Source organism: Gordonia polyisoprenivorans NBRC 16320 = JCM 10675 (genome assembly GCF_000241325.1).
Taxonomy (GTDB): Bacteria; Actinomycetota; Actinomycetes; order Mycobacteriales; family Mycobacteriaceae; genus Gordonia; species Gordonia polyisoprenivorans.
Map to the genome: position 1 here is coordinate 172164 of NZ_BAEI01000087.1, position 23104 is coordinate 195267.

Genomic DNA, 23104 nt, shown 5'->3' on the forward strand with positions numbered 1-23104 from the left:
CGACGCGCGCCGGGCAGGCGTCTCGATGGTGCGAGCGCCGGGTTCTACGCTGGTCGGATGACCGAGGGTGCAGACGACGTCGCCGGTGCGGAGAGCCAGGGTGGTGCCGATGAGGTGGCCGAGCCGTTCCGCCGTCTCGACGAGCGGCTCGAGGATCTCGGGCGGGTGATTGTCCGGCAGTCGCAGTCGCTGGACCGGCTCCTCGACGCCGAGAAGAAGCGGTCGGCGCGCGATGCGGCCGGCGCAGACCTGGCCCTGCTGGTGGACCTGCTGGCGCTCTACGGCGACGCCGCGGGCTGTGCCTCAGCGTCGACCGACGCCGCCGACCGCGCCGCGTTCACCGCGCTGGCCGACGGCCTGGAACGCGTGATCGTCGGCCGCGGGGGCACGCTCGTGACACCGCGGATCGGCGACGACTTCGACGCCGTCACCATGGACGCCGTCGACACCCGGGAGACCGGCGCGGCCGACCGGTCACGGACGGTCGCCGACGTTCTGCGGCCGGGACTGAACGTCGGGCCGCGGTCGGTGCGGCCCGCGGCGGTCGTCGTCTACCGTTGACCGCTCAGTGGTCGGCCGATCCGATGGTGCGCCACAGGAATTCGTACGCCAGTGCCGACTTGAAGGCCGCCTGCTTGTTGTCGGCGGCACCGCCGTGCCCGCCCTCGATGTTCTCGTAGTAGCGGACGTCGTGACCGTACTCCTCGAGTCGCGCAACGAGTTTGCGGGCGTGCCCGGGATGGACGCGGTCGTCGCGGGTGGAGGTGGTGACGAGAATCGGCGGGTAGGTCTTCTCGCGTGTGAGGTTCTGATACGGCGAGTACTCACCGATGTAGGCCCACTCGTCGGGGTCGTCGGGGTTGCCGTACTCGGCCATCCACGACGCGCCCGCCAGCAGCAGGTGGTAGCGACGCATGTCGATCAGCGGGACCTGACACACCAACGCGCCGAACAACTCCGGATATCGGGTGAGCATCACGCCCATCAGTAGGCCGCCGTTGGAACCGCCCTGTGCGCCGAGTTGGGCCGGGGTCGTCAGTCCACCTGCGACGAGGTCCTTGGCAACACTCGAGAAGTCCTCGTACACCAGGTGACGACCGGCCTTCTGGGCTTGGGTGTGCCAGGCCGGGCCGTATTCGCCGCCGCCACGGATGTTGGCGATGACATAGATGCCGCCGCGTTCGATCCAATTGCGTCCCGAGAGCGCCAGATAGCCCGGCGTCAGCGAATTCTCGAAGCCGCCGTAGCCGTAGAGCAGTGTGGGGCCGCTGGTCACGTCGCGGCGCCGGATCACGAAGTAGGGGATCGGGGTGCCGTCGTCGGACGGGGTGAAGAACTGTTCGGCCACCACCGATTCCGCGTCGAAGAACTGCGGGGTCTGTTTGATCACGGTGACCTCGGTGCCGCTGTTGCCGTGCAGCAGGCTCGGTGGCGCGGTGAACGACGTCGCCGACCAGAACACCTCGTCACTGTCGTCGGGATCGGTGTCGAGGACCGAGACGGTCGCGAGTTCGGGGAGCCCGGGTTGTGGCACGACCGTCCAGTCGCCGAGAGTGCGCACGGTCACCTCGGTGTGCACGTCGTGCAGGGTGAGCACGATCAGGTGTGACCGAGTGAAGGAGAATGACTGCAGGCTGGTGTGCGCGTCCGGGGTGAACAGCACCGTGTGTTCGCGCGCCCCGGCGAGGTAGGACGGGTAGTCGAAGACGAGCAGAGTGCCTGCCGGATAATCGGTTCCGCCGACTTCCCAGTCCGAACGGGGGCGGACAAACATCCAATCGTGGTGCACGCTGACGTGGGCATCGGTCGGCACGTCGAGCAAGATCTCCTCGGTGCCGCGGAGCTCGTAGGTGAGCTCGTTGAAGAAATCCGTTGCGCGCGAGACGAAATGACGCTCGAATCCAGGCGTGTGGTCGTACCCGGCGCTCACCGCCACATCGTCGACAGAGCCGGCGAACACCGTCGGCGCCGCATCGACCGGAGTGCCGCGCGTCCACCGTTTGATGACGCGCGGATACCCCGAGGTGGTCAGTGATCCGTCGCCATCGGGCTGTATCCCGAAATCGGTTCCGACATAGACGGTGTCGCGGTCGATCCAGAAGATCGACGACTTCGCCTCGGGGAGCGTGAAGCCGTCGTCGACCCAGCTACGGGTCGCGACGTCGAACTCCCGGACGACGGCGGCGTCGGCACCGCCGCGCGACATCGAGATCAGGGCGCGGTCGTACCCGGGCCGGTTCATGGTGGCCGATTTCCACACCCAGTTCTCGTCCTCGGCGATGGCGAGGGCGTCGACGTCGATGAGGACATCCCACTCGGGGGAGTCGGTGAGGTATTGCTCGAGCGTGGTCCGCCGCCACAGTCCGCGGGGGTGCGCCGCGTCGCGCCAGAAGTTGTAGAGGTACTCGCCCCGGCGACGCACGTAGGGGATGCGGTCGTCGGTGTCGAGGATCTCCAAGGCCTGCGCTTCGAGCTGGGAGAACCGGTCCGAGTCGGTGAGTTCGGCAAGGGTGGGTGCGTTGTGGTCACGCACCCAGGCGAGTGCCTCGTCGCCGGTGACGTCCTCGAGCCACAGGTAGGGGTCGTCGGCGGAGGTGGTGGTGTTGCTGTCGGTCACCTCGCCAACGTACCCGGCTTCAGCCGGCGCGTCCTGCATGCCACATGCTGAGCTCACACGATGACCACGAACTTTCCGACCCCGTCCGTCTCGTCCAATGATGCCGGGCGCTCCCCAACCCAATGGTCGAGGTGACCCGCAACGGGATGCACCTGCCGTGCCACTCCCGATGGTCGAGGTATGGGCGAGGTGCCGAAGAGCGCCAGAGACGAGACTCGAGACACCGTGCGCCGAAATATATTCGGTCCACGGTGGTGCGAATCTAGCACCGTAGCAGTCGGTCTCGAGGCTCGCCGCACGCGGCTCGCACCTCGACCAGCGGGGTATGCGCTCCCCTCGAACGATGCTGACGCCCTCTCCACCCGGTGGCCTCCCCTCCCGGTGGTCGAGGTGCACGGCGCCCCTGGCGCCGGGCCTCGAGACCCCTTGTGCCGACGGGATTCCGGGCCACGGACGGCACGACACCTCGACCATCGGGGGTGGGGAATTCGCTATGGAGTTCTCAAACAACAGATGCGGTCCCGGCCGGGCCGGTTGCAGGGAATCAGGCTGTAGTGGAGGCGCTTCGGGTCAGGCTGCGGTGTCGTCGAGTCGCATGGTCCGTCGGTGATAGGACGGTATCGGTCGCCGTTGCGGATCGATGCTGGCGGGTGGGATCAGCCAGGGGTGTCGGTCGAATCCCATGATGATGTCCCATCCGTGGTGGTGGACATCGTCGTGGCAACTGGTGCACAGCAGGCATCCGTTGTCGAGGTCGGTGGGCCCACCCTTGCTCCAATGCTCGAGGTGGTGTCCTTGGCAGCGTCCGGCGTGCGCACCGCATTTGATGCATCCGCGATCACGCACCAACAACGCTTTGCGCTGGCCGGGGGTGAAGAAGCGTTTCGCTTCGCCAACACTGAGCGGTACCCCGTTGGGATCGAGCATGATCTTGGTGATCGTGGTGTCACACGACAACAACTTGGCGGTGGCTTCGGTGATCGCACCCATGTTCTGCAAGTTCCCGCCGAGTGCCGGGTTGTCGGCTGACCAGGTCCACAACAGCCCGTTGGTGGGTTTGGCCGAGAAGGTGGTGTCGGCCAAACCTTGTGCCGCCAACTCCACGATCGTTTCGAACGCGGCCGCGCAGATCTGTTCGGGTGTCCGCGGATCGGGGGAGCCGTCGGGTTGAGGTTTGGGCGCCGACAAGGTTTCCATCAGAGTTCTGGTTTTCTCCCCCGCGATGATGTCGAGGTTCGCCGAGATCTCCAACCGGCCGTCGTCGGTGATGCGGTCGGTGTAGGAGTTGATCGACTTGTCCTCGGCAGCCGGTAACCCACCGGGTGTCTCGGCCGCCAGCTCGTTCCCCAGCTGCCGCGAGTAGAGGTTGATCTCGGCGGGGGTGAAACCGGCAAAGTAATGCGAATGCGACAGCAGCTTCCGCAGGTATTCACACCGTTGCACGGTGTCGACGGGTTCGGGGCATCGGGTGTCGATGTGCGCCAATCCGCGGACGATGGCATCGGTGTGTTCGGACGAGATGGACCCATCCGCCGCGTGCGCCAACAACAGATCCACATCGGTGGTGGCGGCAACCCGCACATATCGCGAAGCGACGGCGGGTGCGCAACCCATGCTGATCAACAACTCCCGTAGCCGGGTCGTCTTGTGATCGGCCACTCCCAGCCGGTCCATCTCGCCGGTGAGGGTGGTGGCGTGGTGATCGATCAGGTTCCGCAGCAAGAGGACTTGTTTCATCGCGCCGAAGGCTTGCGACCCGGTCATGTCCGGATTCCATTGCAGGTCGCTGAGTTGGCTGACAATCCCGGCGAAAACCGCTTCGGCGTCAAGAGCTTTGGTGGTGTCGATCATGGCCCCTCCCCGGTCGCTGATCGGTGTGATGGATCCACTCTACTCGAACATGTGGATTAGGGCAAGTGTGTTCGATGGTTCTGTGGGGGAAATATGCTTGTGGACAACAGGTTTCGGTGGTGGGCTGGCGGAAGTTTTCTGTCGGTGGGATGTGGTAGGCGGTGCGGCTTTCGCTGCGGCTGTTCGATGTGGTTGAGAAGGGTGTTGTCTCACCAGGTCTCGAGGCCCGGCGCCTTGGGCGCCGTGCACCTCGACCATCGGGGGTAAGGCCCGGCGCCTGGGGCGCCGTGTACCTCGACCATCGGGGAGTCTCGACCAGCGGGGGAAGGGGCACATGACCATGGTGTCGCTCATCGCCGATTTCCAGGAGTCACATCGTGTGCGGTGGTCTCACCCACGTACCGGGCACTCGGTGCGTGTGTAGATCGTCGGCATGCACAGGTTGCAGTGGATGCATTGCGACGTCGTCGATGGGTCGGCGCTGATCCGTTGTGGCAGATCGGGTTCGCGGAGTAGGGCGCGTCCCATGGCGAGGAAGTCGAAGCCCTCGGCGAGCGCCGCATCCATGGTGGCACGGTCGGTGATGCCGCCGAGCAGGATGATCGGTAGGTCGACCGCCTCCCGCAGCCGACGTGCCAACGGCAGCAGATAACCGGGGTGGTACTCGTAGTGCTTGAGGAAGAACGGGCCTGCGGCCTTCAGCCCCCAGCGCATCGGTCCGGTGAACGCGTCGGCGAACGCGGTCCGCGGCGCCTGACCGTGAAACAGGTACATCGGGTTGAGAAGTGAACTGCCCGCGGTGGGTTCGATGGCGTCAAGGTATCCGTCGGCTTCGAACAGCCGCGCCGCCGCGCACGCTTCGGCGACGTTGAAGCCTCGCCACCGGCGTGCGGGTGCGCCGACGGCTCCGACGCCGTCGTACATGTTGAGCTTGACCCAGATCGCGACATCGCTGCCGACCTCTTCGCGCACCGACTCGAGTACCTCGCGGGCCAGCCGGGCGCGGTTGACCAACGAGCCGCCATACCCGTCGCGACGGCGGTTGAGTAGCGGGGACAAGAAGCTGCTGAGGAGATAGTTGTGGCCGCAATGGATTTCGAGTGCATCGAAGCCGGAATCGACCGCGATGCGAGCCGCGCGGGCGAATGTGGTGCGCAGCGCGGCGATTTCCTCGACGGTGGGTGAGTGCGTCATCGACATCCCCATCGGCGCCGGGATCGGTGAGGCGGCCAGCGCCCGGGCCCTGTTCGACACCGAGTTGGCGACCGGGCCCGCGTGACCCAATTGTGCTGCCGCGCGAGCACCTTCGGCATGGATGGCCTCGGTCAGCCGGACCAGTCCGGGCGCGGCCTCGGGCCGTAGCCAGATCTGATGCCGGTCGGTGCGGCCCTCCGGGGAGATCGCACAGTAGGCGACGGTACTGATCCCGACCCCGCCTGCCGCCACCTCCCGGTGGAACTCGATGAGATCGTCGGTGACGAGGGCGTCGGGGGTGCGGCCCTCGAAGGTCGCGCACTTGATGAGGCGGTTGCGCAGGTGCAGTGGACCGAGTCGGGCGGGCGCGAACGGGTCCGGCGCTGAGGGGTCCGGCGCTGATGGGTCCGGCGCTGATGAGTCCGGCGCAGTGATGTTGGTGGTCATGACAACTCCTTCGAGACAACCGGTGCGCCGAGTCCGGCGACCACGAACGCGCGCAGTGCCGCGATCGCGTCGTCGGAGAGGGGCCCGTTCCCACCGAAGCGGTGGAGGATCAGCGTGAACGCGAGCGCCCACCGGCGTCGCGCGGCGCGCGTGTCGAGGCCGGGCACCAGCGGCGTGAGCAGATCCACCCAGTCGTCCAGACGGAACCAGCGGCGCGTCCACGCGGCGTCGGGATGGGCGTCGACGAAGCGTGCCAGTAGCTGCAGATGGAGATGGCCGACGGGATCGGCCCGAAGTCGGACGAGCGGGTCGACGACGAGAGCGATGAGGTCGGTAATGGTGCGACCGGCGAGGTCGTCGCCGAGGGCGTCGGCCCACAGTGGCGCCAACCGGTCCTCCAGCAGGGCCGCGACCAGGTCGTCCTTGGATCCGAAGTGGTAGTGCACGGCCGCCGGATTCACCCCGGCCTCGGTGCAGATGGCCCGCACCGACACGGTGTCGGGTCCGTCGGTCAGGAACAGTCGCTCGGCGGCCATCAGCAGGTGTTCGCGCGTCACCTGGGCGCGTGTCGGTGCCATACCTGTCGATCAAAGCAGACCCCCATCACTGATTCAATCAGTGATGGAAACCGTCGGTGTTCGAGGTGGTTACCGGCCAGTACCGGGGACGCTCTGCGCTGGTACCCGACGCCGTCGTAGGGTGGTGGCCGTGGCTGAACACTTCCAAACAGTTGTCCTGGGTGCTGGTCCAGGTGGGTACGTGGCCGCGATCCGGTCCGCCCAGCTGGGCATGAAAACCGCCGTCATCGAAGAGAAGTACTGGGGCGGTGTGTGCCTGAACGTCGGATGTATCCCGTCGAAGGCACTTCTCCGGAACGCCGAGCTGGCGCATATCTTCAACCATCAGGCGAAGACCTTCGGCATGTCCGGTGAGGTCTCCTTCGACTTCGGTCCGGCATTCGACCGCAGTCGCAAGGTCAGTGAGGGCATCGTCAAGGGTGTCCACTTTCTGATGAAGAAGAACAAGATCACCGAGATCGACGGATACGGTGTGTTCCAGGACGCGAAGAGCCTCAAGGTGGGGGATCGCGAGATCACCTGGGACAACCTCATCATCGACACCGGATCGACCGTCAAGCTGCTGCCGGGCGTCGAGCTGAGCGACAACGTCGTCACCTACGAGACCCAGATCCTCACCCGTGAGCTGCCCGAGTCGATCGTGATCGTCGGTGCCGGCGCGATCGGCATGGAATTCGGGTACGTGCTGGCCAATTACGGGGTCGACGTCACGATCGTGGAATTCCTCGATCGGGTCCTGCCCAACGAGGACGTCGACGTCTCCAAGGCCATCGCCAAGGAGTACAAGAAGCTCGGCGTCAAGGTGCTGACCTCGACCAAGGTGCAGACCGTCACCGACAACGGTGACAGCGTGACCGTCACCTACAAGGACGCCAAGGACAACGACGGCGAACTGACCGTCGACAAGGTCCTGATGTCGGTCGGTTTCGCCCCGCGCGTCGACGGCTACGGCCTCGAGAAGACCGGCGTCGAACTCACCGAACGCGGCGCCATCGCGATCGACGACCACATGCGCACCAACGTCGACGGCATCTACGCGATCGGTGACGTGACCGCCAAGCTGCAGCTCGCACACGTGGCCGAGGCGCAGGGCGTGGTCGCCGCCGAGACGATGGCCGGCGCGGAGACGATGACGCTGGGAGATTACCGTTTCATGCCGCGCGCGACGTTCTGCCAGCCGCAGGTCGCCTCGTTCGGCCTGACCGAGGCACAGGCCAAGGACGAAGGCTACGACGTGACCGTGTCGACCTTCCCGTTCTCCGCCAACGGCAAGGCACAGGGACTCGGCGAGACCGCAGGCTTCGTCAAACTCCTCACCAACTCCGAGACCGAGGAACTCCTCGGCGGACATCTGGTGGGCGACAACGTCTCCGAGATGCTTCCCGAGCTGACGCTGGCCCACAAGTGGGACCTCACCGCGCGTGAACTGGCACGCAACGTCCATACCCACCCGACGATGAGCGAAGCGCTGCAGGAAACGTTCCACGGCGCGATCGGACACATGATCAACCTCTGAGTCACTTCGTCGTGTTCGACGCCGGAGCGCTCAGCCGTCGGCGGCCACCTTGTTCACCGCCGCGGTGAAGAACTGACGGAACGCGGCGTCGTCGGGGGCCGAGCCCGGTGTGGTCGCGGTGTAGAGGGCCGAGACGCTGTATCCCTTCACCGACGCGAAACCGGTGTAGGTGGTCACGGTCACGACCTGGCCGGCCGTGGAGACCTTCTGGTCCTGACGCAGCACCAGGACGTCGCCCGGATCCGCCCGGGTGGCCGGTGCGGGTATCACAGTGTTGGTCGCGGTCGCGGTGGTGCCTGCGGCCGCGCCGGTGTTGATCGTGATCGAGAAGTTCTTGCAGGGTCCCGTTGCTCTCGCCCGTGCCGCGGCGACGTCGCTCGACTGCGCGGCGAGGCCCTCGCTGAGAATGCCGCCGCTCGTCGAGGTCGCGACCGCGACACCGAGCTTCGACGCATCGACGTCCGGCAGCTTCTGCAGATCGGCACACGCGGACGGGGTGATCGTCGCGTTGCGGGTGGTGCCCTGGAACTGCGACACCGCCTGCCGGAACTGATCCTCCGGCAGCGGGGTGAGGGTGAATCCGGCCGGGAGATCGGCAGCGGTGACCACCAGGGCCTTGACCTTCGCGGGATCGCCGCTGCTCGTCGATGCGGTGCTCGACGCCGTCGACGGACCTGCCGACGACGCGTCAGCGGCCTGCGGCGTCCCCGACGTCGTGCAGCCGGCGATCAACAGGACCGAGGTGGTGGCCGTTGCGGCCGCCAGAGAACTGCGGATGACCGTGTTGCGCATGAAGTGCCCCCTGTGTCGATGGTTCCGGGCACACCGGAGCCACCGATGAGGGTAACGGCCGGCTGGGCGTCCTTTCCACGGATGGTCGTTCGCGTGAACGCCTCGTCCGCGGTGGTTCGTCCCCGCCCGGGAGTGTCGGGAACGATGGATACAGTCGAGGACGATGAACGCCGAGCGCACCAGGGTGTGGACGCCGCCGGGACCGGTGGATCTGCGATACACGCTGGGACTGCACCGGCGCGGCGGAGGTGACCCCGCGTTCCGCTACGGCCGCGACGGGTCGGTGTGGCGCGCGAGCCACACCCCGGACGGAGCGGCAACCCTGACGGTGCGTGTCGACGGTGAGCGCATCGTCGGCCGCGCGTGGGGCGACGGTGCCGACTGGCTGCTCGAATCGATGCCCGCAATGCTCGGCGGCGACGACGCCCCCGAGTCCATGCCCGTCCACGACGACGTGGTCGCCGGACTCGTCGCCCGCTCGCGCGGGTTGCGCATCGGGGCCACCGGGCGCGTGTGGGAGGCGCTCGTGCCGGCCATTCTCGAACAGAAGGTGGTCGGTGCCGAGGCCTGGCGGGCGTGGCGATACCTGGTGCACCGCCACGGTTCCCGGGCGCCGGGGCCGGTGCCCGACGACATGCGGGTGCCGCCGCCGCAGGAGCTGTGGCCCTCGATCCCGGTGTGGGACTGGCACCGCAGCGGCGCCGAGCCGGTGCGGATGCGCACGATCCGAGGCGCCACCTCACTCGATGTGGAACGGCACGCCGGTCGGCTCGACATCCTGCGCGGTGTCGGCCCGTGGACCGTCGCCGAGACCCGGGCGCGTGCGGTCGGCGACGCCGACGCGGTGCCCGTCGGCGACTACCACATTCCGTCGGCGGTCGGGCAGACGCTCATCGGGGAACCGGTGGATGACGCGCGCATGCTCGAACTCCTCGAACCCTATGCCGGACACCGCTATCGGATCATCCGGATGGTCGAGATGCACGGCTCGCGTCCCCAGCGACGGGGCAACCGGATGAGCGTGCGCGACTATCGCACGTTCTGAACGCAGAACAATCACCCGGCGCCACAATCATCCGGCGCCGAACCATCGCGTGATGCACCCATCGCACATTGCGCACGTCGGTGTCGAGTCCGGAACCGGCTGAGGGCACTTCGCGTCATGCTGAGCGCAACCGTTCTGCCCGCTCCGGAACTGCCGCATCATTGCCCACCATCATGGCAATTTCTCTTATCCCGGGTTCCAGTTCCTCGGCGGCGTCGTCATCCGGGCGACCGTCGGGCACCAGGTCGGCGGCGCAGATCCGTGCGGCACGACGCTCACGCATGCTGACGTGGATCCGGGTCCTCTCACCCATCGGCGTGCTCGCACTGTGGCAACTCGGGAGCGCCCTGGGGGTCCTGCCGCAGGACAAGCTGCCCGCACCGTCGCTCATCGCCGAGGCCGGTTGGGAGAAGCTGCAGAGCGGTGAACTCACCGACGCCATCGTCGCCTCCACCGAACGCGTGGCGATCGGCCTGGGACTCGGCGTGGTCATCGGCATCGGGCTCGGGGTGATCGTCGGACTGAGCCGGCTCTCGGACGCGATCATCGACCCGAACATGCAGGCGATCCGGGCGCTTCCGCTGTTCGGGCTCATCCCGCTGTTCATCCTGTGGTTCGGTATCGAGGAGACCCCGAAGATCCTGCTGGTGGCACTCGGTGCGATCTTCCCCCTGTATCTCAACACCTCGGCCGCGATCCGACAGATCGACCCGAAGCTCCGCGAGAACGCCAAGGTCCTCGGATTCGGCCGCCTGCAGACGATTCGGGAGCTGGTCATCCCCAGCGCCATGCCGCAGATCCTCGTCGGACTCCGGCAGTCACTGGCGATCGCCTGGCTCAGTCTGATCGTCGCCGAGCAGATCGCGGCGACCTCCGGGCTGGGATACCTGATCAACAACGCGCGCGACTTCCTCCGCACCGACGTCGTGTTCTTCGGCCTGATCATCTATGCGGCACTGGGATTGATCACCGACGCGATCGTGCGCGCGTTGGAGAAGTACACCACGCGCTACCAACAGACCAACTGAAGGAGGGCCGGCCCATGACTGCCACCATCGATGCCGCGAGCGCCACGCGGACAACGCAATCGACCGAGATCGCCGGGCAGGTGTCGGCGGCGACCTTCGCCTATGGCGACGCGGAACCGGTGCTGCGCAACATGTCCCTGACCGTGCGCACCGGCGAGATCGTCGCCATCATCGGCCGCAGCGGCAGCGGCAAATCGACCCTGCTGCGGCTGCTCGCCGGCCTGTCGCAGCCCTCGACAGGGGAGGTCACCACGTCCGGGGCGCCTGCGGTGGCATTTCAGGAACCCCGACTGTTCCCGTGGCGCACGGTGCGTCGCAACGTCGAATTCGGGGTCGTCCGTTCACGACTCAAGGGTGCGGCCGCCGCAGCGCGGGTCAGCGACACCCTCGCCGAGGTCGGGCTGGCCGACAAGGCCGACGCGTGGCCGGCGCAGCTGTCCGGCGGTCAGGCCCAACGGGTCTCGTTGGCGCGCGCCCTGGTTGCCGATCCGCAACTGTTGCTGCTCGACGAACCCTTCGGCGCTCTCGACGCCTTGACCCGGGCGGCCATGCACCGGCTGCTTATCAACTTGTGGCAGGCCCACGGATTCAGCGTTCTCGTCGTGACCCATGACGTCGACGAGGCGCTGCGCCTCGCGGACCGGGTGGTCGTGCTCGCCGACGGGCACATCGCCGCCGACGTCACCGTCGACGCGCCACGTGATCCCGACGGCGCAGCGCAGACCGCGCATCTGCGGACCCGGCTGCTCGACGCTCTCGGCGAATAGGGCACTCACCGCAACCTCCCGCTCACCAGTTTTCTTGGCCCGACGTCTGTCGGGTCGGCATCATCGAAAGGCTCGTGGAAGAAATGTCTCGTGGTTCAGGCATGTCCGCCGGAGGGTTCCGCGGACGTGCGACCGTACTCGTCGTCCTGGCCGGGATTCTCGCGCTGGCGCTCAGCGGCTGTGTCAGCAAAGAGGATTCGACCGGCGCCGTCGCCGACGCCAGCGTCGATCCCGCACAGTTGGCCGGCCTGACGTTGCGCGTCGGCGACCAGAAGGGCGGTACCGAATCGCTCATGCGCGCTGCGGGAGAACTCGATTCGCTGCCGTTCAAGGTCGAGTTCTCGACGTTCACCTCGGGTCCGCCCGAGATCGAGGCCGCCACCGCGGGCAAGATCGACTTCGCCGTCACCGGTAACACGCCCCCGATCTTCGGTGCGGCGTCGAACGCGAAGATCAAGATCGTCTCCGCCTACACCAACAACGCCGGTGGTGACGTCATACTCGTGCCCGCCGGCTCCACCCTGACCTCCGTCGAACAACTCAAGGGCAAGAAAGTCGCTGTGGCCAAGGGAAGTTCGGCCCACGGAAATCTCCTCGAGCAGTTGAGCAAGGCGAACCTGAAGCTCGGCACCGACGTCACCCCGGTCTTCCTGCAGCCCGCCGACGCGTTGTCGGCCTTCTCCAGCGGCGCCGTCGATGCGTGGGCGATCTGGGACCCGTATACGGCTATCGTGCAAAAGGATTCGGGTGCGAAGATCCTCGCCTCGGGGACCGGGGTGGTCAACGGCTACGGCTTCGGCATCGCGTCCAATGAGGCCCTTGCCGACGCCAAGCGCAACACCGCGCTGCGGATCTTCGTCGAACACCTGGCCAAGGCCAGCAAGTGGGCGTCAGCCAACGTCGAGACCTGGTCGCAGCAGTACGCGAAGGCGATCGGCATCGACCCGCAGGCCGCACTGGCGGCACAGCAGCGCAGCGTCCGGCCGGCCATCGAGATCGACGACACCGTGGTCGCCTCGGAGCAGAAACTGGCCGACGCCTTCGCCGCCGCCGGCCAGCTCGACCACAAGCCCGTCATCGCCGACTTCGTCGACAAGCGCTTCAACTCCACCGTGGCGCCCTACGCAGTGAGTACGCAATGACCGCAGAAGCCCAGCGCGAGGCGCACTTCCACTGGTTCCTGCCGACCTCCGGCGACGGACGCGAGGTCATCGGCGGATTGCAGTCGGCAGGCATCCTGGGCACCGCGTCCGCGATCCGGCCACCCGATCTCGACTATCTCGCGCTGGTGGCGAAGACCGCCGAACGGTTGGGTTTCGAGTCGGTGCTGACCCCGACCGGAACCTGGTGCCACGATGCGTGGCTGACCACCGCCGCACTCATCCGGGAGGCGAGCCGTCTGAAGTTTCTCGTCGCCTTCCGACCCGGGCTGATCACCCCGACGCTTGCCGCCCAGCAGGCCGCCACGTTCGTCGAGTTCTCCGGCGGCCGTCTCGCCCTCAACATCGTCACCGGCGGTGACGCGCAGGAGCAGGCGCGGTTCGGTGACCGGCTCACCAAGGAGCAGCGCTACGCCCGCACCGGGGAATTCCTGCAGATCGTCCGGCATGCCTGGACGGGAACGCCGTTCGATTTCTCCGGTGAGCATTACGACGTCACCGGTGCGGTGGTGGGCCATCCGCCGAACCCGGTGCCGCAGGTGTTCTTCGGTGGTGCCAGCGAGTACGCGCGCGAGGTGGCCGCGGCCACCGTCGACACCTATCTCACCTGGACCGAACCGCCGGAGAAGGTGGCCGAACTCGTCGAGGACGTCCGTGCCCGCGCCGCCCGGCACGGCCGGGAGCTGACCTTCGGAATCCGGGCGCACGTGATCACCCGCGACACCCGCGAGGAGGCCTGGGCCGAGGCCCGCAAGTTGGTCTCGCGGATGGACCCGGCATTGATCGAGCTTGCCCGCCAACGTCTCTCGCAGTCGGAGTCCGAGGGACAACGTCGGCAGCTCGCCCTCAACGCCGACCTCGACAACCTCGAGGTGTACCCGGGGCTGTGGGCGGGTTATGGTCTGGTTCGCCCGGGAGCCGGGACCGCATTCGTCGGCAGCCATGCCGAGGTCGCCGACCTCATCGCACAGTACCGGGCGATCGGCATCGACCACTTCATCCTGTCCGGGCAACCGCACATCGAGGAGGCCTTCTGGTTCGCCGAAGGCGTGGCGCCGCTGGTGCGTTCGGTCAGTTCCCACCGGGAGCCCGCGCCAGCACGTACTGCCCCTCGCCGATGACGGTCTGCTCGATGTGTTCGGCGCCGCCACGGCGCAGTGCGCCGGTGATCTCGTCGCGCCCGAAGACGCGGTAGCCGCCGATGGCCGCCAGTGTCTTCACGCCGGGCACCGTCGACACCGGTCCGGCCACCGAGGTGAACACCACCAGCAGCGCACCGGGGAACGCCACCCGCAGCATCTCGTCGAGCACGGGGAGCGGGTCGGGGATCAGGTAGAGCGCGGCCAGGCAGATCACCTCGTCGAAGGTGTTGTCGGCGAACGGGATCGCGTGCGCGTCGACACGGAGGTAACTCGCCCGGTCGATGCTGTTGGTGGCCACCGCGGTGTGCAACATCGACGGTGAGTAGTCGATGCCGACCACCCGTCCGTCGCCGGTGAGGACCGCAGCAATGTCCCGGGTGTAATTGCCGGGCCCGCAAGCGATGTCGAGGACCATGCGTTCACCGGGCCGGCACAGGTAGGCGCGTAGTGCGGTGTCGTAGTCGGCGGTCTCGGGACTGCCGAGACTGAAGCCGCGGGTGAACACCGGGCGCCACGCGTGCTCGTAGACGCGGGAGAACAGCGGGTTACGCATCATCCGCGCGGCAAACGACCCCATCGCCGAACGCCCTCAGGCGCGGACGTCGAGCTGCACCCGCAAGGTGTGCAGGGTGGTGGCGAGCATGTCGTACTGACCGACGAGCAGCAGTAGGCCGATGGTGCGGCGCTCGTCGAGGTGGCGGCGCAGCGCCTCCCACGCGACGTCGTCGACGTCGCGGGTGGTCACCAGTTGGTCGACCACGCGCAGGATGGCGCGCTCGCGATCCCCCCATCCGGCGTCGGGACCGTCGAGGATGCGCGCGAGTTCATCATCGGTGATGCCCGCGCGTTTGCCGATCCGACGATGGTGGTCGAGCTCGTAGGCCGACTCGCGCAGATGCGCGACACGGATGATCACCATCTCGGAGTCCTTGCGCGACAACGTCCCGAACGGCATCAGCCGCGCCCCGAAGTACAGCCACGCCCGGAACAGACCACGGGTGCGGCCCAGCGTGGAGAAGATGTGGGTGTCATGGACACCGGTGACGCGCGCGGCGAGGCGGGTGAAGGCCCAATTGGCGGGACCGAGGTCACGGAATCCGCCGGGAGCGATCCGAGGGGTGCTCATGGCATCACGGTAGACTACGGCGATTATGACGACTATCACACCGCGCGTGTTCGGCTCCCTCGATGACCTCAAGGCCGCGATCGGCGAAGACCTCGGCTCCGGGGAATGGCTCGAGATCACCCAGGAACGGGTCAACCAGTTCGCCGAGGCCACCGGCGACCACCAGTGGATTCACGTCGACCCGGAGCGCGCGAAGGCCGGGCCGTTCGGTGCGCCCATCGCACACGGCTTCCTGACGCTTTCGTTGCTGCCGATGCTCGCCGGGTCGATCTTCACCGTCGAGGGCCCCAAGCTCGTCATCAATTACGGCATGAACAAGGTGCGTTTCCCCAATCCGGTACCGGTCGGGTCCCGCATCCGCGCCAACGCCGTGATCACCTCCGTCGAGGAGGGTCCCAAGGGCGTGACCATGGTGGTGCGCAACACCGTCGAGATCGAGGGCGCCGACAAGCCCGCATGCGTCGCCGAGAACGTCCGGGTGATGGTGTACTGACCCCGGCGCGTTCACGGCTGCGTGGCCACGTCACGCAGATCGTGACCCCCGAAGAGGGGACGGCGGACCGTCGGCGCCGTGACCCTTCTCCGAGCACTATTGTCTTGCGGCGCAATCGCGTCCGTGGTCTCGGAGAGGGCGCGTATGGACGACGAGGGGCAACGATCCGAACCCGACGAGCCCAACGGCCAGGCCGCACCCACCAGGGAACCCAGCGTCGCCGACGCCGTCGTGCCGATGCTCGCACTGGCCGTGTTGATCGCCGGATCGCTGGCGCTCTTCGGACTCGACGCACTTGACGGTCCGATCCAGGTTGCGCTGATATTCGCGTGTGCCGTCGCCGCACTCATCGCGTTGAAGAACGGCCATCCGTGGTCGCAGGTGCAGGTTGCCGGGCAGGGCGCGCTGTCATCGGTGAGTAGTGCCATCTTCATCCTGCTCGCCGTCGGTGCGTTGATCGGGACGTGGAATCTGTCCGGCACCATCCCAACCCTCGTCTACTACGGCATCCAGGTACTCGCCCCCGGATACTTCTACATCGCCACCGCCGTCATCTGCGGCATCGTCGCGATGTCCATCGGGAGTTCGTGGACCACCGTCGGCACGATCGGGGTCGGGCTGGTCGGGATCGCCACGTTGCTGGGGGTGTCGGCGGCGATCACGGCCGGCGCCGTCATCTCCGGCGCCTACCTCGGTGACAAGCTGTCGCCGTTGTCGGAGACCACGATCCTCACCGCGCAGATGGTCAAGGTCGACCTCTACACCCACATCCGCTCGCAGGCATGGTCGTCGCTGCCGGCTTTCGGGCTCGCGTGTGTGGTCTTCATGATCCTCGGGATCGCCGGACCAGCGGTCACCGCGACCCCCGGCGAGGAGGTCGAACTGGCCAAACTCGACCAGATCTACTGGATCAGCCCGGTGAATCTGATTCCGCTGTTGGTGCTCGTGGTGATGTCCGCGCGCAAGGTCCCCGCGTCGCTGGCTCTGCTGAGCGCGGCCCTGGTGGCCGGAGTGCTTGCGCCATTCACCCAGGCGTCGCTGGTTCGCGAGTTCGTCGGAGACATCGGCGGGTCGCCGAACGTGGTTGTCGGTGCGATGCAGGCCATCTGGAAGGTGATGGCCAACGGACTCACTGTCAACACCGGAATCGCCGACATCGACCGTCTGGTGTCGCGAGGCGGTATGGACAGCATGTTGTTCACGATCTGGCTCATCATCGGTGCGGTCACCTTCGGTGCGCTTCTCGAGCATTTCGGACTCATCAATCGCCTCATCGTGCCCGCCATCGCCGCGGCTCGAACCCGTGGCCGCCTGTATCTGACGGTGTTCGCCACCGCATTCGGGCTGAATCTCGTCGCCGGGGATCAATACATCGCGCTCGTCCTGCCCAGCCGCATCTACCGCGCCGAGTTCGGCAGACGTGGGTTGGCACCGCAGAACCTCTCGCGATTGTGCGCCGACAGCGCGACGGTGACCTCCCCGCTGGTGCCCTGGAACTCGTGCGGTGCATTCATGGGTGCGGTCCTCGGGGTGGCCACGCTGTCGTATCTCCCATTCGCGTTGTTCTGCATCTTCAGCCCGCTGCTCAGCATCGTGTACGGCTTCACCGGATTCAAGATCGTCCACCAGCCCACCATCGGAACGGAGACCTCGGCGTGAGCCAGAACGCAACCGGTGAGCACGCCGGCAGTGAGCAAGCCGGCAAGGTCAATCTGCCGACCCTGACGGCGATGGTCGTCGGCTCGATGGTCGGATCGGGGGTCTTCTTGCTGCCCCGCAGATTCGGCACCGAAACCGGGGTGTTCGGCGCCATCATCGCCTGGGCCATCGCCGGTACCGGAATGTTGATGCTGGCGTTCTGTTTCCAACGCCTGGCCACGCGCAAGCCGGATCTCGACGCAGGGATCTACGCCTACGCCAAGGCAGGCTTCGGCGACTACGTCGGCTTCGCGTCGGCATTCGGTTTCTGGGCGTCGGCGTGCGCCGGCAACTGCTCCTACTGGGTGCTCATCATGACCACCACGAGTGCGTTGTTCCCCGGATTGGGCGACGGTACAACTGTTGCGGCCGTGATCGTCTCGTCCGTGTGCGTCTGGCTGTTCTTCTTGCTCATCAGCCGCGGAGTGCAGCAGGCAGCCATCATCAATCGCATCGCCACGATCGCCAAGATCATCCCGCTGGTGGTCTTCATCGTGCTGGCGCTGGTCATGTTCGACGCCGGATACTTCGCCGACAACTTTTGGGGCGGAAACGGAATCGACGTCGGTTCGCTGTGGGACCAGGTCACCGGAACGATGCTGATCACGGTGTTCGTGTTCCTCGGAATCGAAGGCGCCAGCGTCTATTCGCGATTCGCCAGGAAGCGTGAAGATGTCGGAAAGGCAACCGTTTTCGGGTTTCTCGGGGTACTGGGGGTATTCGCGCTGGTGACGCTTGTGTCCTACGGCTCCATGCCGCAGGGTGAGTTGGCCTCGATCGATCAGCCGTCGGTGGCCTCGGTGCTCGCGCATCTGGTCGGTGACTGGGGTTCGATCTTCATTCGCATCGGCGTCGTGGTGTCGGTGCTCGGCGCCTACCTCGCGTGGACCCTGATGGCCGCCGAGATCCTGTTCATCCCGGCCCGCAGCAAGGACATGCCCGCCTTCCTCGGCCGTGAGAACAAGGCGGGTGCACCGATTTGGGCTCTGGTTCTCGCCTCGGGACTCGTGCAGATCCTGTTGATCGTCGTTCTGTTCGTCGACGACGGGCTGGACTTCATGCTCGACCTCACCTCCGCGCTGGCGTTGCTGCCCTATCTGCTCGCCGCCGCATTCATGCTGAAACTGACCGTGACCCGCGAGACCTACGAGTCCGGGAGATCGCGGACCCCCGACATGATCATCGCGTGTGTCGCGGTCGTCTACACGGCGTTCCTGGTGTGGGCGGCCGGCCTGGACAAACTCTTGTTGTCCTGCATTCTGTACGCGGTGGGAACCGTTCTGTACGTGCTCGCGCGACGCGAACAACGTCTGCGGATCTTCACTCGTGTCGAGGCGATGGTCTTCGGGGTGGTCCTGGTGGGCGCAATCGGCGGGATCATCTATCTGGCAACGGGTTCGGAGGACATCCACGAACACCCCGACCATGAGCGTCACGCGACCTACGTCGAGGGCGCCGACCAGCCCGCGCATTGACGCCGCCCGGATCGGCGTCGTCCCCGATTGTCCCGATTCTGCTGTGAGAAAGGAATTGTTCCGATGGCCAACGCTTCTGCCGCCTATGGTGTCCACTCCGAGGTGGGGCGCCTGCACAAGGTCCTGGTGTGCGCCCCTGGGCTTGCCCACGAACGCTTGACCCCCACCAACGCCGACGACCTGCTCTTCGACGACGTGCTGTGGGTGCAGAATGCCAAGCGCGACCACTTCGACTTCATGACGAAGATGCGTGACCGGGGTGTCGAGGTGGTCGAACTGCATAATCTGTTGGCCGAGACGATGGAGGACCCCGCCGCGCGCGCGTGGCTGCTGGACCGCAAGATCGTCGCCAACGAGGTCGGTCTCGGACTCGTGGCACAGACTCGCGGCTACCTCGACGAACTACCCGCCAGGGAGCTGGCGGTTCTGCTGATCGGCGGGATGTCGACCCGGGACCTGCCGTCGGACCTGCGCTCGGACTACATTGCACTGGCGCGTGAGGAGACCGGTCCCGCCGAGTATCTGATGCCGCCACTGCCCAACACGCTCTATACCCGTGACACCACGTGCTGGATCTACGGCGGCGTCACCCTGAACCCGCTGTACTGGCCTGCGCGCCATGACGAGACGCTGCTGATGAAGGCCATCTACCGGTTCCATCCCGACTTCGTCGGCGCAACCGTGTGGTGGGGTGACCCGGAGAAGTACTGGGGCGCAGCGACGATCGAGGGTGGTGATGTTCTCGTCCCGGGTAACGGCGTGGTGCTCATCGGTATGAGCGAACGCACCTCGCGGCAGGCGGTCACCCAGGTGGCCGCGGAGTTGTTCGCCAATGGCGCTGCCGAGAAGGTCATCGTCGCCGGGATGCCGAAATTGCGGGCCGCGATGCACCTCGACACGGTGTTCACCTTCGCCGATCGTGACGTGGTGAGTGTGTACCCGAAGATCGTGAACTCCATCGATACGTTCATGTTGCGGCCCAACGATTCCGGCGTGGGCATCGATGTCACCACCGAGGACCGGCCGTTCGTGGAGGTGGTCGAGAAGGCACTGGGGTTGGACCGGTTGCGCGTGGTGGAGGCCGGCGGTACGGAGTACGCGTCCGAACGGCAACAATGGGATTCGGGTAACAACCTCGTCGCCGTCGAGCCGGGAGTCGTATTCGCCTACGACCGCAACACCCACACCAACGCGCTGCTGCGCAAGGAGGGCGTCGAGGTGATCACCATCGTCGGTGCCGAACTCGGACGTGGACGTGGCGGTGGGCATTGCATGACCTGCCCGATCATCCGGGATCCGTTGCCCGCCTGAGATCACCGATCGGCGTCGGCGGAGGATCCGCGGGGGATGAATCCGTCGGCGACGCCGGCCGCGTACAGCTCGGACTTGGTCCGCGCGTGCAGCCCGGCCCGGTCATACTTGGCGCGGACACGATCGATGTACTGCTTCGCCGTACTCGGTGCCACCCCCATGCGGCGGGCGACACTGTCGAGTTTGAGCCCGCAGGCATAGAGCTGCAGTGCACGCACCTCCTGGTCGGACAGCGCAGGACGGTCGGATGCGGTGTCGTCGATGAACGCCCGGGCCAGCAGCGGGCTCGTCGCCGGCTCGCCCCGACAGGCCGCGCGCACCGCGGCAAGCAGATCCACGATGCCTTCGTTCTTGCCCACCACGCCGCACACGCCGAGCGCCACCAGGCGACGTACGTGTCGGGGACTGCCGAGCGCGGAGACGACCAGGACCGGGGTTCCCGCGCCGATGATCCGGGCGACGCTGTCGGCGTCGACCAGGCCGGCCGGTCCGAGATCCAGGTCGACGATCACCAGGTCGAGGTCGGTGCGTTCGACGACGTCATCGAGACTGTCTGTGCTGCAGACGATCTCGTGGCCCTCTCGCGAGAGCTGAGCGGCCATCGATTCACGGACGAGTTCGTGGTCGTCGACCAGGGCCATCACCGGCATCTCACACCCGCTGTTCCAGAACACCATCGGGGACGCCGGGTGCGACGACGGTCAGGCTCGGTCCGTCCTCATCGTCGAAGAAGCCCATCGACACCGCATCGTGCGGTGCGGACTCGATGATCACCCGCGCCACGACCTCCCGAGCCCGTGCGGCGGTGCGTTCGTCCACATCAGCGGCGGCGATGATCGACAGGCGCACCTCGTGCGGACGGGCGATCGCGATGAGATCCACCAGAAGCCGCGTCAGAATCGGTGCGGCGGTGGGTAATCCGGCGATGCAGCGCAGGTACCCTTCTTCGCGCTCGGCGTCGGCCCGCACGCTCGCATGCTCGGTGGCAGCAGGGTCGGCGGCGATCCGGTGCAGGAGTGCGGCGGCGGCGATCAGCGTGTCACCCACACCGTCGGCGCGCAACGCCTCGGTGGCCGCCGCCTGATCACGGGCCATGCGGATGGACCGCATTCGCATCTGCCGGTGGTCGATGGCCCGTGACATCGTCACCAGGCGGTGGCGGAGCCAGACGACGGCAGCCACGACCAGCACGTCGGCGACGAGCAGCACCGGCGCGGAGGATGCACAGCCCTGTGGCCCGAGAAGGGTGAGGAGCGTGGTCGCAGCGACGACCATCGCGATGACCGGTCCGACGACGCGAACGCGCCCGTCCACCAGGATCACCACCACGCACAGGGTCGCCGCGGCGTCGCCGGACCAGCCGACGATCGACGTGGTACCGCAGGTGGCGGGCATGCCGTGCGTGCCGACGAGAACAGCGGAGGCGGTCACCGTTGCGCCGATGATCGCCAGGACCGGTGATGACAGTCGACCGGACCGTGCCGCGGTGCCGATGACCGCGACCAGACATGCCGCGGTGAGCGTCCAGACGAGGGCCGCGGTCGACACCGCGCCCGGCGGGGTGTCGCGGCGGTCGACGACGAACATGATGATCGAGATCAGGGCGAACTGCGTGAGCATGATGGCCGATACCGAAGCGGCAAGTGGCCCGGTGCTCGCGACGAGAGTGCCGGCCTGCGAGCCCGGCCGATCGATCTCGGGGGTGATCGTCACCGAGGTGCCGGTGCCGGCGAGGGTGTGCACCGTGATCGCGACGCCGGTGTGTGCGGCGCGTGCGTCCATCGATGTGCGAAGCGCCTGGGGGTCTGCGCAGCCCACACCGTCGTCGTCGACGTGCACCGCGGTCGAATCGGGTGCCGACCACACGCGGGCCACAGGCACCTGTGCGTGCTTGGCAACGTTGGTGAGAGCCTCGCGGATGAGTGCGAGAATCTCTGAGCGGCGCGACGGTGGTAGACCGGCGAGGAATGCGTCGACGGGGGTCCGGTCGGCGATCAGCACCCGTACGCCAAGGGCCGCGGCGTCCTCGATGACCTCGTCGAGCGTGCGCAGCACCGACGTGCCGACATCGCCGACGGTGGCGAGGGCCTCCAGATCGGCACGGCAACGGGCGACGACGGCGTCCTCGCGGCCCGTGAGGCGTCCTCGCGCGATGGCTCCCAGCGTGTTGATGACCGTGTCGTGGAGAAGCCGTGAACGCCGGGCCGCGAGCCGGGTCTCGGCGAGTGCGCGGTCGGCGTCGAGACCGGCGCGCGCGGCGCGGTCGGAGAGCAGGGCCACCCGCCGCAGTGACGCGGCGATCACCGCGGCGGCCGCGGCGCCACACAATGAGTAGACGGGTGTGGCGAGCTGATACCTCAGGACCGTTGTGGTTGCGGGTAGCAGCGCCGCGGTGCAGGCCGTCGCCGCCAGCGTGGTCGATGCCGCGGCCGCCAGTGCTCGACGAGCGGGCAAGACGAGAGCGGCGCCGATGCCGAACATGATGCACGCGTCGACCACAGCGCGAAGGTGCGCGGTGTCGGGAACCGTGGTGGTGGCTGCGATTGCCACCACCAATCCCATCCAGCTCAGCAGGGCGGCGCCGGGACGGGCGTACCCCCGTATCGCGAGAACACCCACCACGAGATGAATCGCGTAGCCGCACCACAGTCCGATGTGATCGTCGGCGCCGTGCCGAATGGACAATGGGACGAGTGGGGCCGCAACGGCCATACCCAGCGCGAGACGGATGAGGGCGGAGTCGACACCCGCGGCGTACATCGAGGTCGTGCGGTGGGGGTCGGCACGGTGCCAGATGGCGTCCCGGAGCGGCCCGGCCGCCCGCGTGTCGACCGCTCCGCCGCTGCGCACGTGATCATTATGCG

General features: G+C 66.8%; 20 protein-coding genes. 11 read left to right on the top strand and 9 right to left on the bottom strand.

Annotation, left to right across the window (positions count from 1 at the left end; translation table 11 throughout):
- The first annotated feature begins 57 nt into the window (after positions 1-57).
- Positions 58-561 carry a nucleotide exchange factor GrpE gene (locus GOPIP_RS24350; protein WP_006372513.1) on the top strand — a complete coding sequence of 168 codons (504 nt, stop codon included), beginning with the start codon at positions 58-60 and terminating at the stop codon, positions 559-561.
- 4 nt (positions 562-565) lie between these two features.
- On the opposite strand, the gene GOPIP_RS24355 is transcribed toward GOPIP_RS24350, so the two are convergent.
- The 4 genes from GOPIP_RS24355 to GOPIP_RS24370 all read right to left on the bottom strand — a co-directional run bounded on the left by GOPIP_RS24355 (position 566) and on the right by GOPIP_RS24370 (position 6687).
- On the bottom strand, positions 566-2656 hold the full coding sequence (locus GOPIP_RS24355; RefSeq protein WP_006372514.1) for a prolyl oligopeptidase family serine peptidase: 2091 nt from the start codon (positions 2654-2656) through the stop codon (positions 566-568).
- A 531-nt stretch (positions 2657-3187) separates the two neighbouring features.
- Complete coding sequence (locus tag GOPIP_RS24360) at positions 3188-4468, bottom strand: HNH endonuclease (RefSeq protein ID WP_006372515.1); 1281 nt, start codon at positions 4466-4468, stop codon at positions 3188-3190.
- A gap of 390 nt (positions 4469-4858) precedes the next feature.
- Positions 4859-6109 (bottom strand): NADH:flavin oxidoreductase, encoded by a 1251-nt coding sequence (locus GOPIP_RS24365; protein WP_006372516.1) that lies wholly within the window; start codon positions 6107-6109, stop codon positions 4859-4861.
- The gene (locus GOPIP_RS24370) at positions 6106-6687 is read right to left on the bottom strand and encodes a TetR/AcrR family transcriptional regulator (RefSeq protein ID WP_006372517.1); all 582 of its coding nucleotides are present in this window, start codon (positions 6685-6687) and stop codon (positions 6106-6108) included. Before GOPIP_RS24370 ends, GOPIP_RS24365 begins: the two co-directional genes overlap by 4 nt.
- A 130-nt stretch (positions 6688-6817) precedes the next feature.
- Here GOPIP_RS24370 and lpdA point away from each other — a divergent pair, with 130 nt between their 5' ends.
- Entirely contained in the window at positions 6818-8203 is a 1386-nt protein-coding gene (gene lpdA / locus GOPIP_RS24375; RefSeq protein WP_035728824.1) for a dihydrolipoyl dehydrogenase, read from the top strand.
- A gap of 30 nt (positions 8204-8233) precedes the next feature.
- On the opposite strand, the gene GOPIP_RS24380 is transcribed toward lpdA, so the two are convergent.
- Complete coding sequence (locus GOPIP_RS24380) at positions 8234-8995, bottom strand: hypothetical protein (RefSeq protein WP_035728803.1); 762 nt, start codon at positions 8993-8995, stop codon at positions 8234-8236.
- Positions 8996-9158: 163 nt separating this feature from the next.
- Here GOPIP_RS24380 and GOPIP_RS24385 point away from each other — a divergent pair, with 163 nt between their 5' ends.
- The 5 genes from GOPIP_RS24385 (at position 9159) to GOPIP_RS24405 (ending at position 14116) form a co-directional block, all read left to right on the top strand.
- Positions 9159-10040, top strand: a complete 882-nt coding sequence (locus GOPIP_RS24385) for a DNA-3-methyladenine glycosylase family protein (protein ID WP_006372521.1) — start codon at positions 9159-9161, stop codon at positions 10038-10040.
- A 173-nt stretch (positions 10041-10213) separates the two neighbouring features.
- Positions 10214-11068 (top strand): ABC transporter permease, encoded by an 855-nt coding sequence (locus tag GOPIP_RS24390; RefSeq protein ID WP_035728826.1) that lies wholly within the window; start codon positions 10214-10216, stop codon positions 11066-11068.
- A 14-nt stretch (positions 11069-11082) separates the two neighbouring features.
- Entirely contained in the window at positions 11083-11835 is a 753-nt protein-coding gene (locus tag GOPIP_RS24395; protein ID WP_006372523.1) for an ABC transporter ATP-binding protein, read from the top strand.
- 101 nt (positions 11836-11936) lie between these two features.
- Entirely contained in the window at positions 11937-12977 is a 1041-nt protein-coding gene (locus GOPIP_RS24400) for an ABC transporter substrate-binding protein (protein WP_006372524.1), read from the top strand.
- Positions 12974-14116, top strand: a complete 1143-nt coding sequence (locus GOPIP_RS24405; RefSeq protein ID WP_006372525.1) for an LLM class flavin-dependent oxidoreductase — start codon at positions 12974-12976, stop codon at positions 14114-14116. Before GOPIP_RS24400 ends, GOPIP_RS24405 begins: the two co-directional genes overlap by 4 nt.
- Here GOPIP_RS24405 and GOPIP_RS24410 read toward each other — a convergent pair.
- Both GOPIP_RS24410 and GOPIP_RS24415 read right to left on the bottom strand, forming a co-directional pair.
- Positions 14067-14714 (bottom strand): class I SAM-dependent methyltransferase, encoded by a 648-nt coding sequence (locus GOPIP_RS24410; protein ID WP_006372526.1) that lies wholly within the window; start codon positions 14712-14714, stop codon positions 14067-14069. The genes GOPIP_RS24405 and GOPIP_RS24410 overlap by 50 nt on opposite strands.
- Positions 14715-14726: 12 nt before the next feature.
- Positions 14727-15263 carry a carboxymuconolactone decarboxylase family protein gene (locus GOPIP_RS24415; RefSeq protein WP_006372527.1) on the bottom strand — a complete coding sequence of 179 codons (537 nt, stop codon included), beginning with the start codon at positions 15261-15263 and terminating at the stop codon, positions 14727-14729.
- 25 nt (positions 15264-15288) lie between these two features.
- Between GOPIP_RS24415 and GOPIP_RS24420 the strand changes: the two genes are divergently transcribed.
- From GOPIP_RS24420 to GOPIP_RS24435, 4 genes are all read left to right on the top strand, one after another.
- Positions 15289-15756, top strand: coding sequence for a MaoC family dehydratase (locus tag GOPIP_RS24420; protein ID WP_006372528.1), 468 nt, complete (start codon positions 15289-15291; stop codon positions 15754-15756).
- Positions 15757-15900: 144 nt separating this feature from the next.
- Complete coding sequence (locus GOPIP_RS24425) at positions 15901-17415, top strand: Na+/H+ antiporter NhaC family protein (RefSeq protein ID WP_006372529.1); 1515 nt, start codon at positions 15901-15903, stop codon at positions 17413-17415.
- Positions 17412-18929, top strand: a complete 1518-nt coding sequence (locus GOPIP_RS24430; protein ID WP_006372530.1) for a basic amino acid/polyamine antiporter — start codon at positions 17412-17414, stop codon at positions 18927-18929. Before GOPIP_RS24425 ends, GOPIP_RS24430 begins: the two co-directional genes overlap by 4 nt.
- Positions 18930-18992: 63 nt before the next feature.
- Positions 18993-20240 (top strand): arginine deiminase, encoded by a 1248-nt coding sequence (locus tag GOPIP_RS24435; protein ID WP_006372531.1) that lies wholly within the window; start codon positions 18993-18995, stop codon positions 20238-20240.
- A 2-nt stretch (positions 20241-20242) separates the two neighbouring features.
- Here the strand turns inward: GOPIP_RS24435 and GOPIP_RS24440 are convergent, their stop codons facing one another.
- Together GOPIP_RS24440 and GOPIP_RS24445 are read right to left on the bottom strand one after the other, a co-directional pair.
- On the bottom strand, positions 20243-20890 hold the full coding sequence (locus GOPIP_RS24440; RefSeq protein ID WP_035728805.1) for a response regulator: 648 nt from the start codon (positions 20888-20890) through the stop codon (positions 20243-20245).
- 1 nt (position 20891) lies between these two features.
- The gene (locus tag GOPIP_RS24445) at positions 20892-23090 is read right to left on the bottom strand and encodes a sensor histidine kinase (protein ID WP_006372533.1); all 2199 of its coding nucleotides are present in this window, start codon (positions 23088-23090) and stop codon (positions 20892-20894) included.
- Between the last annotated feature and the right edge of the window lie 14 nt (positions 23091-23104).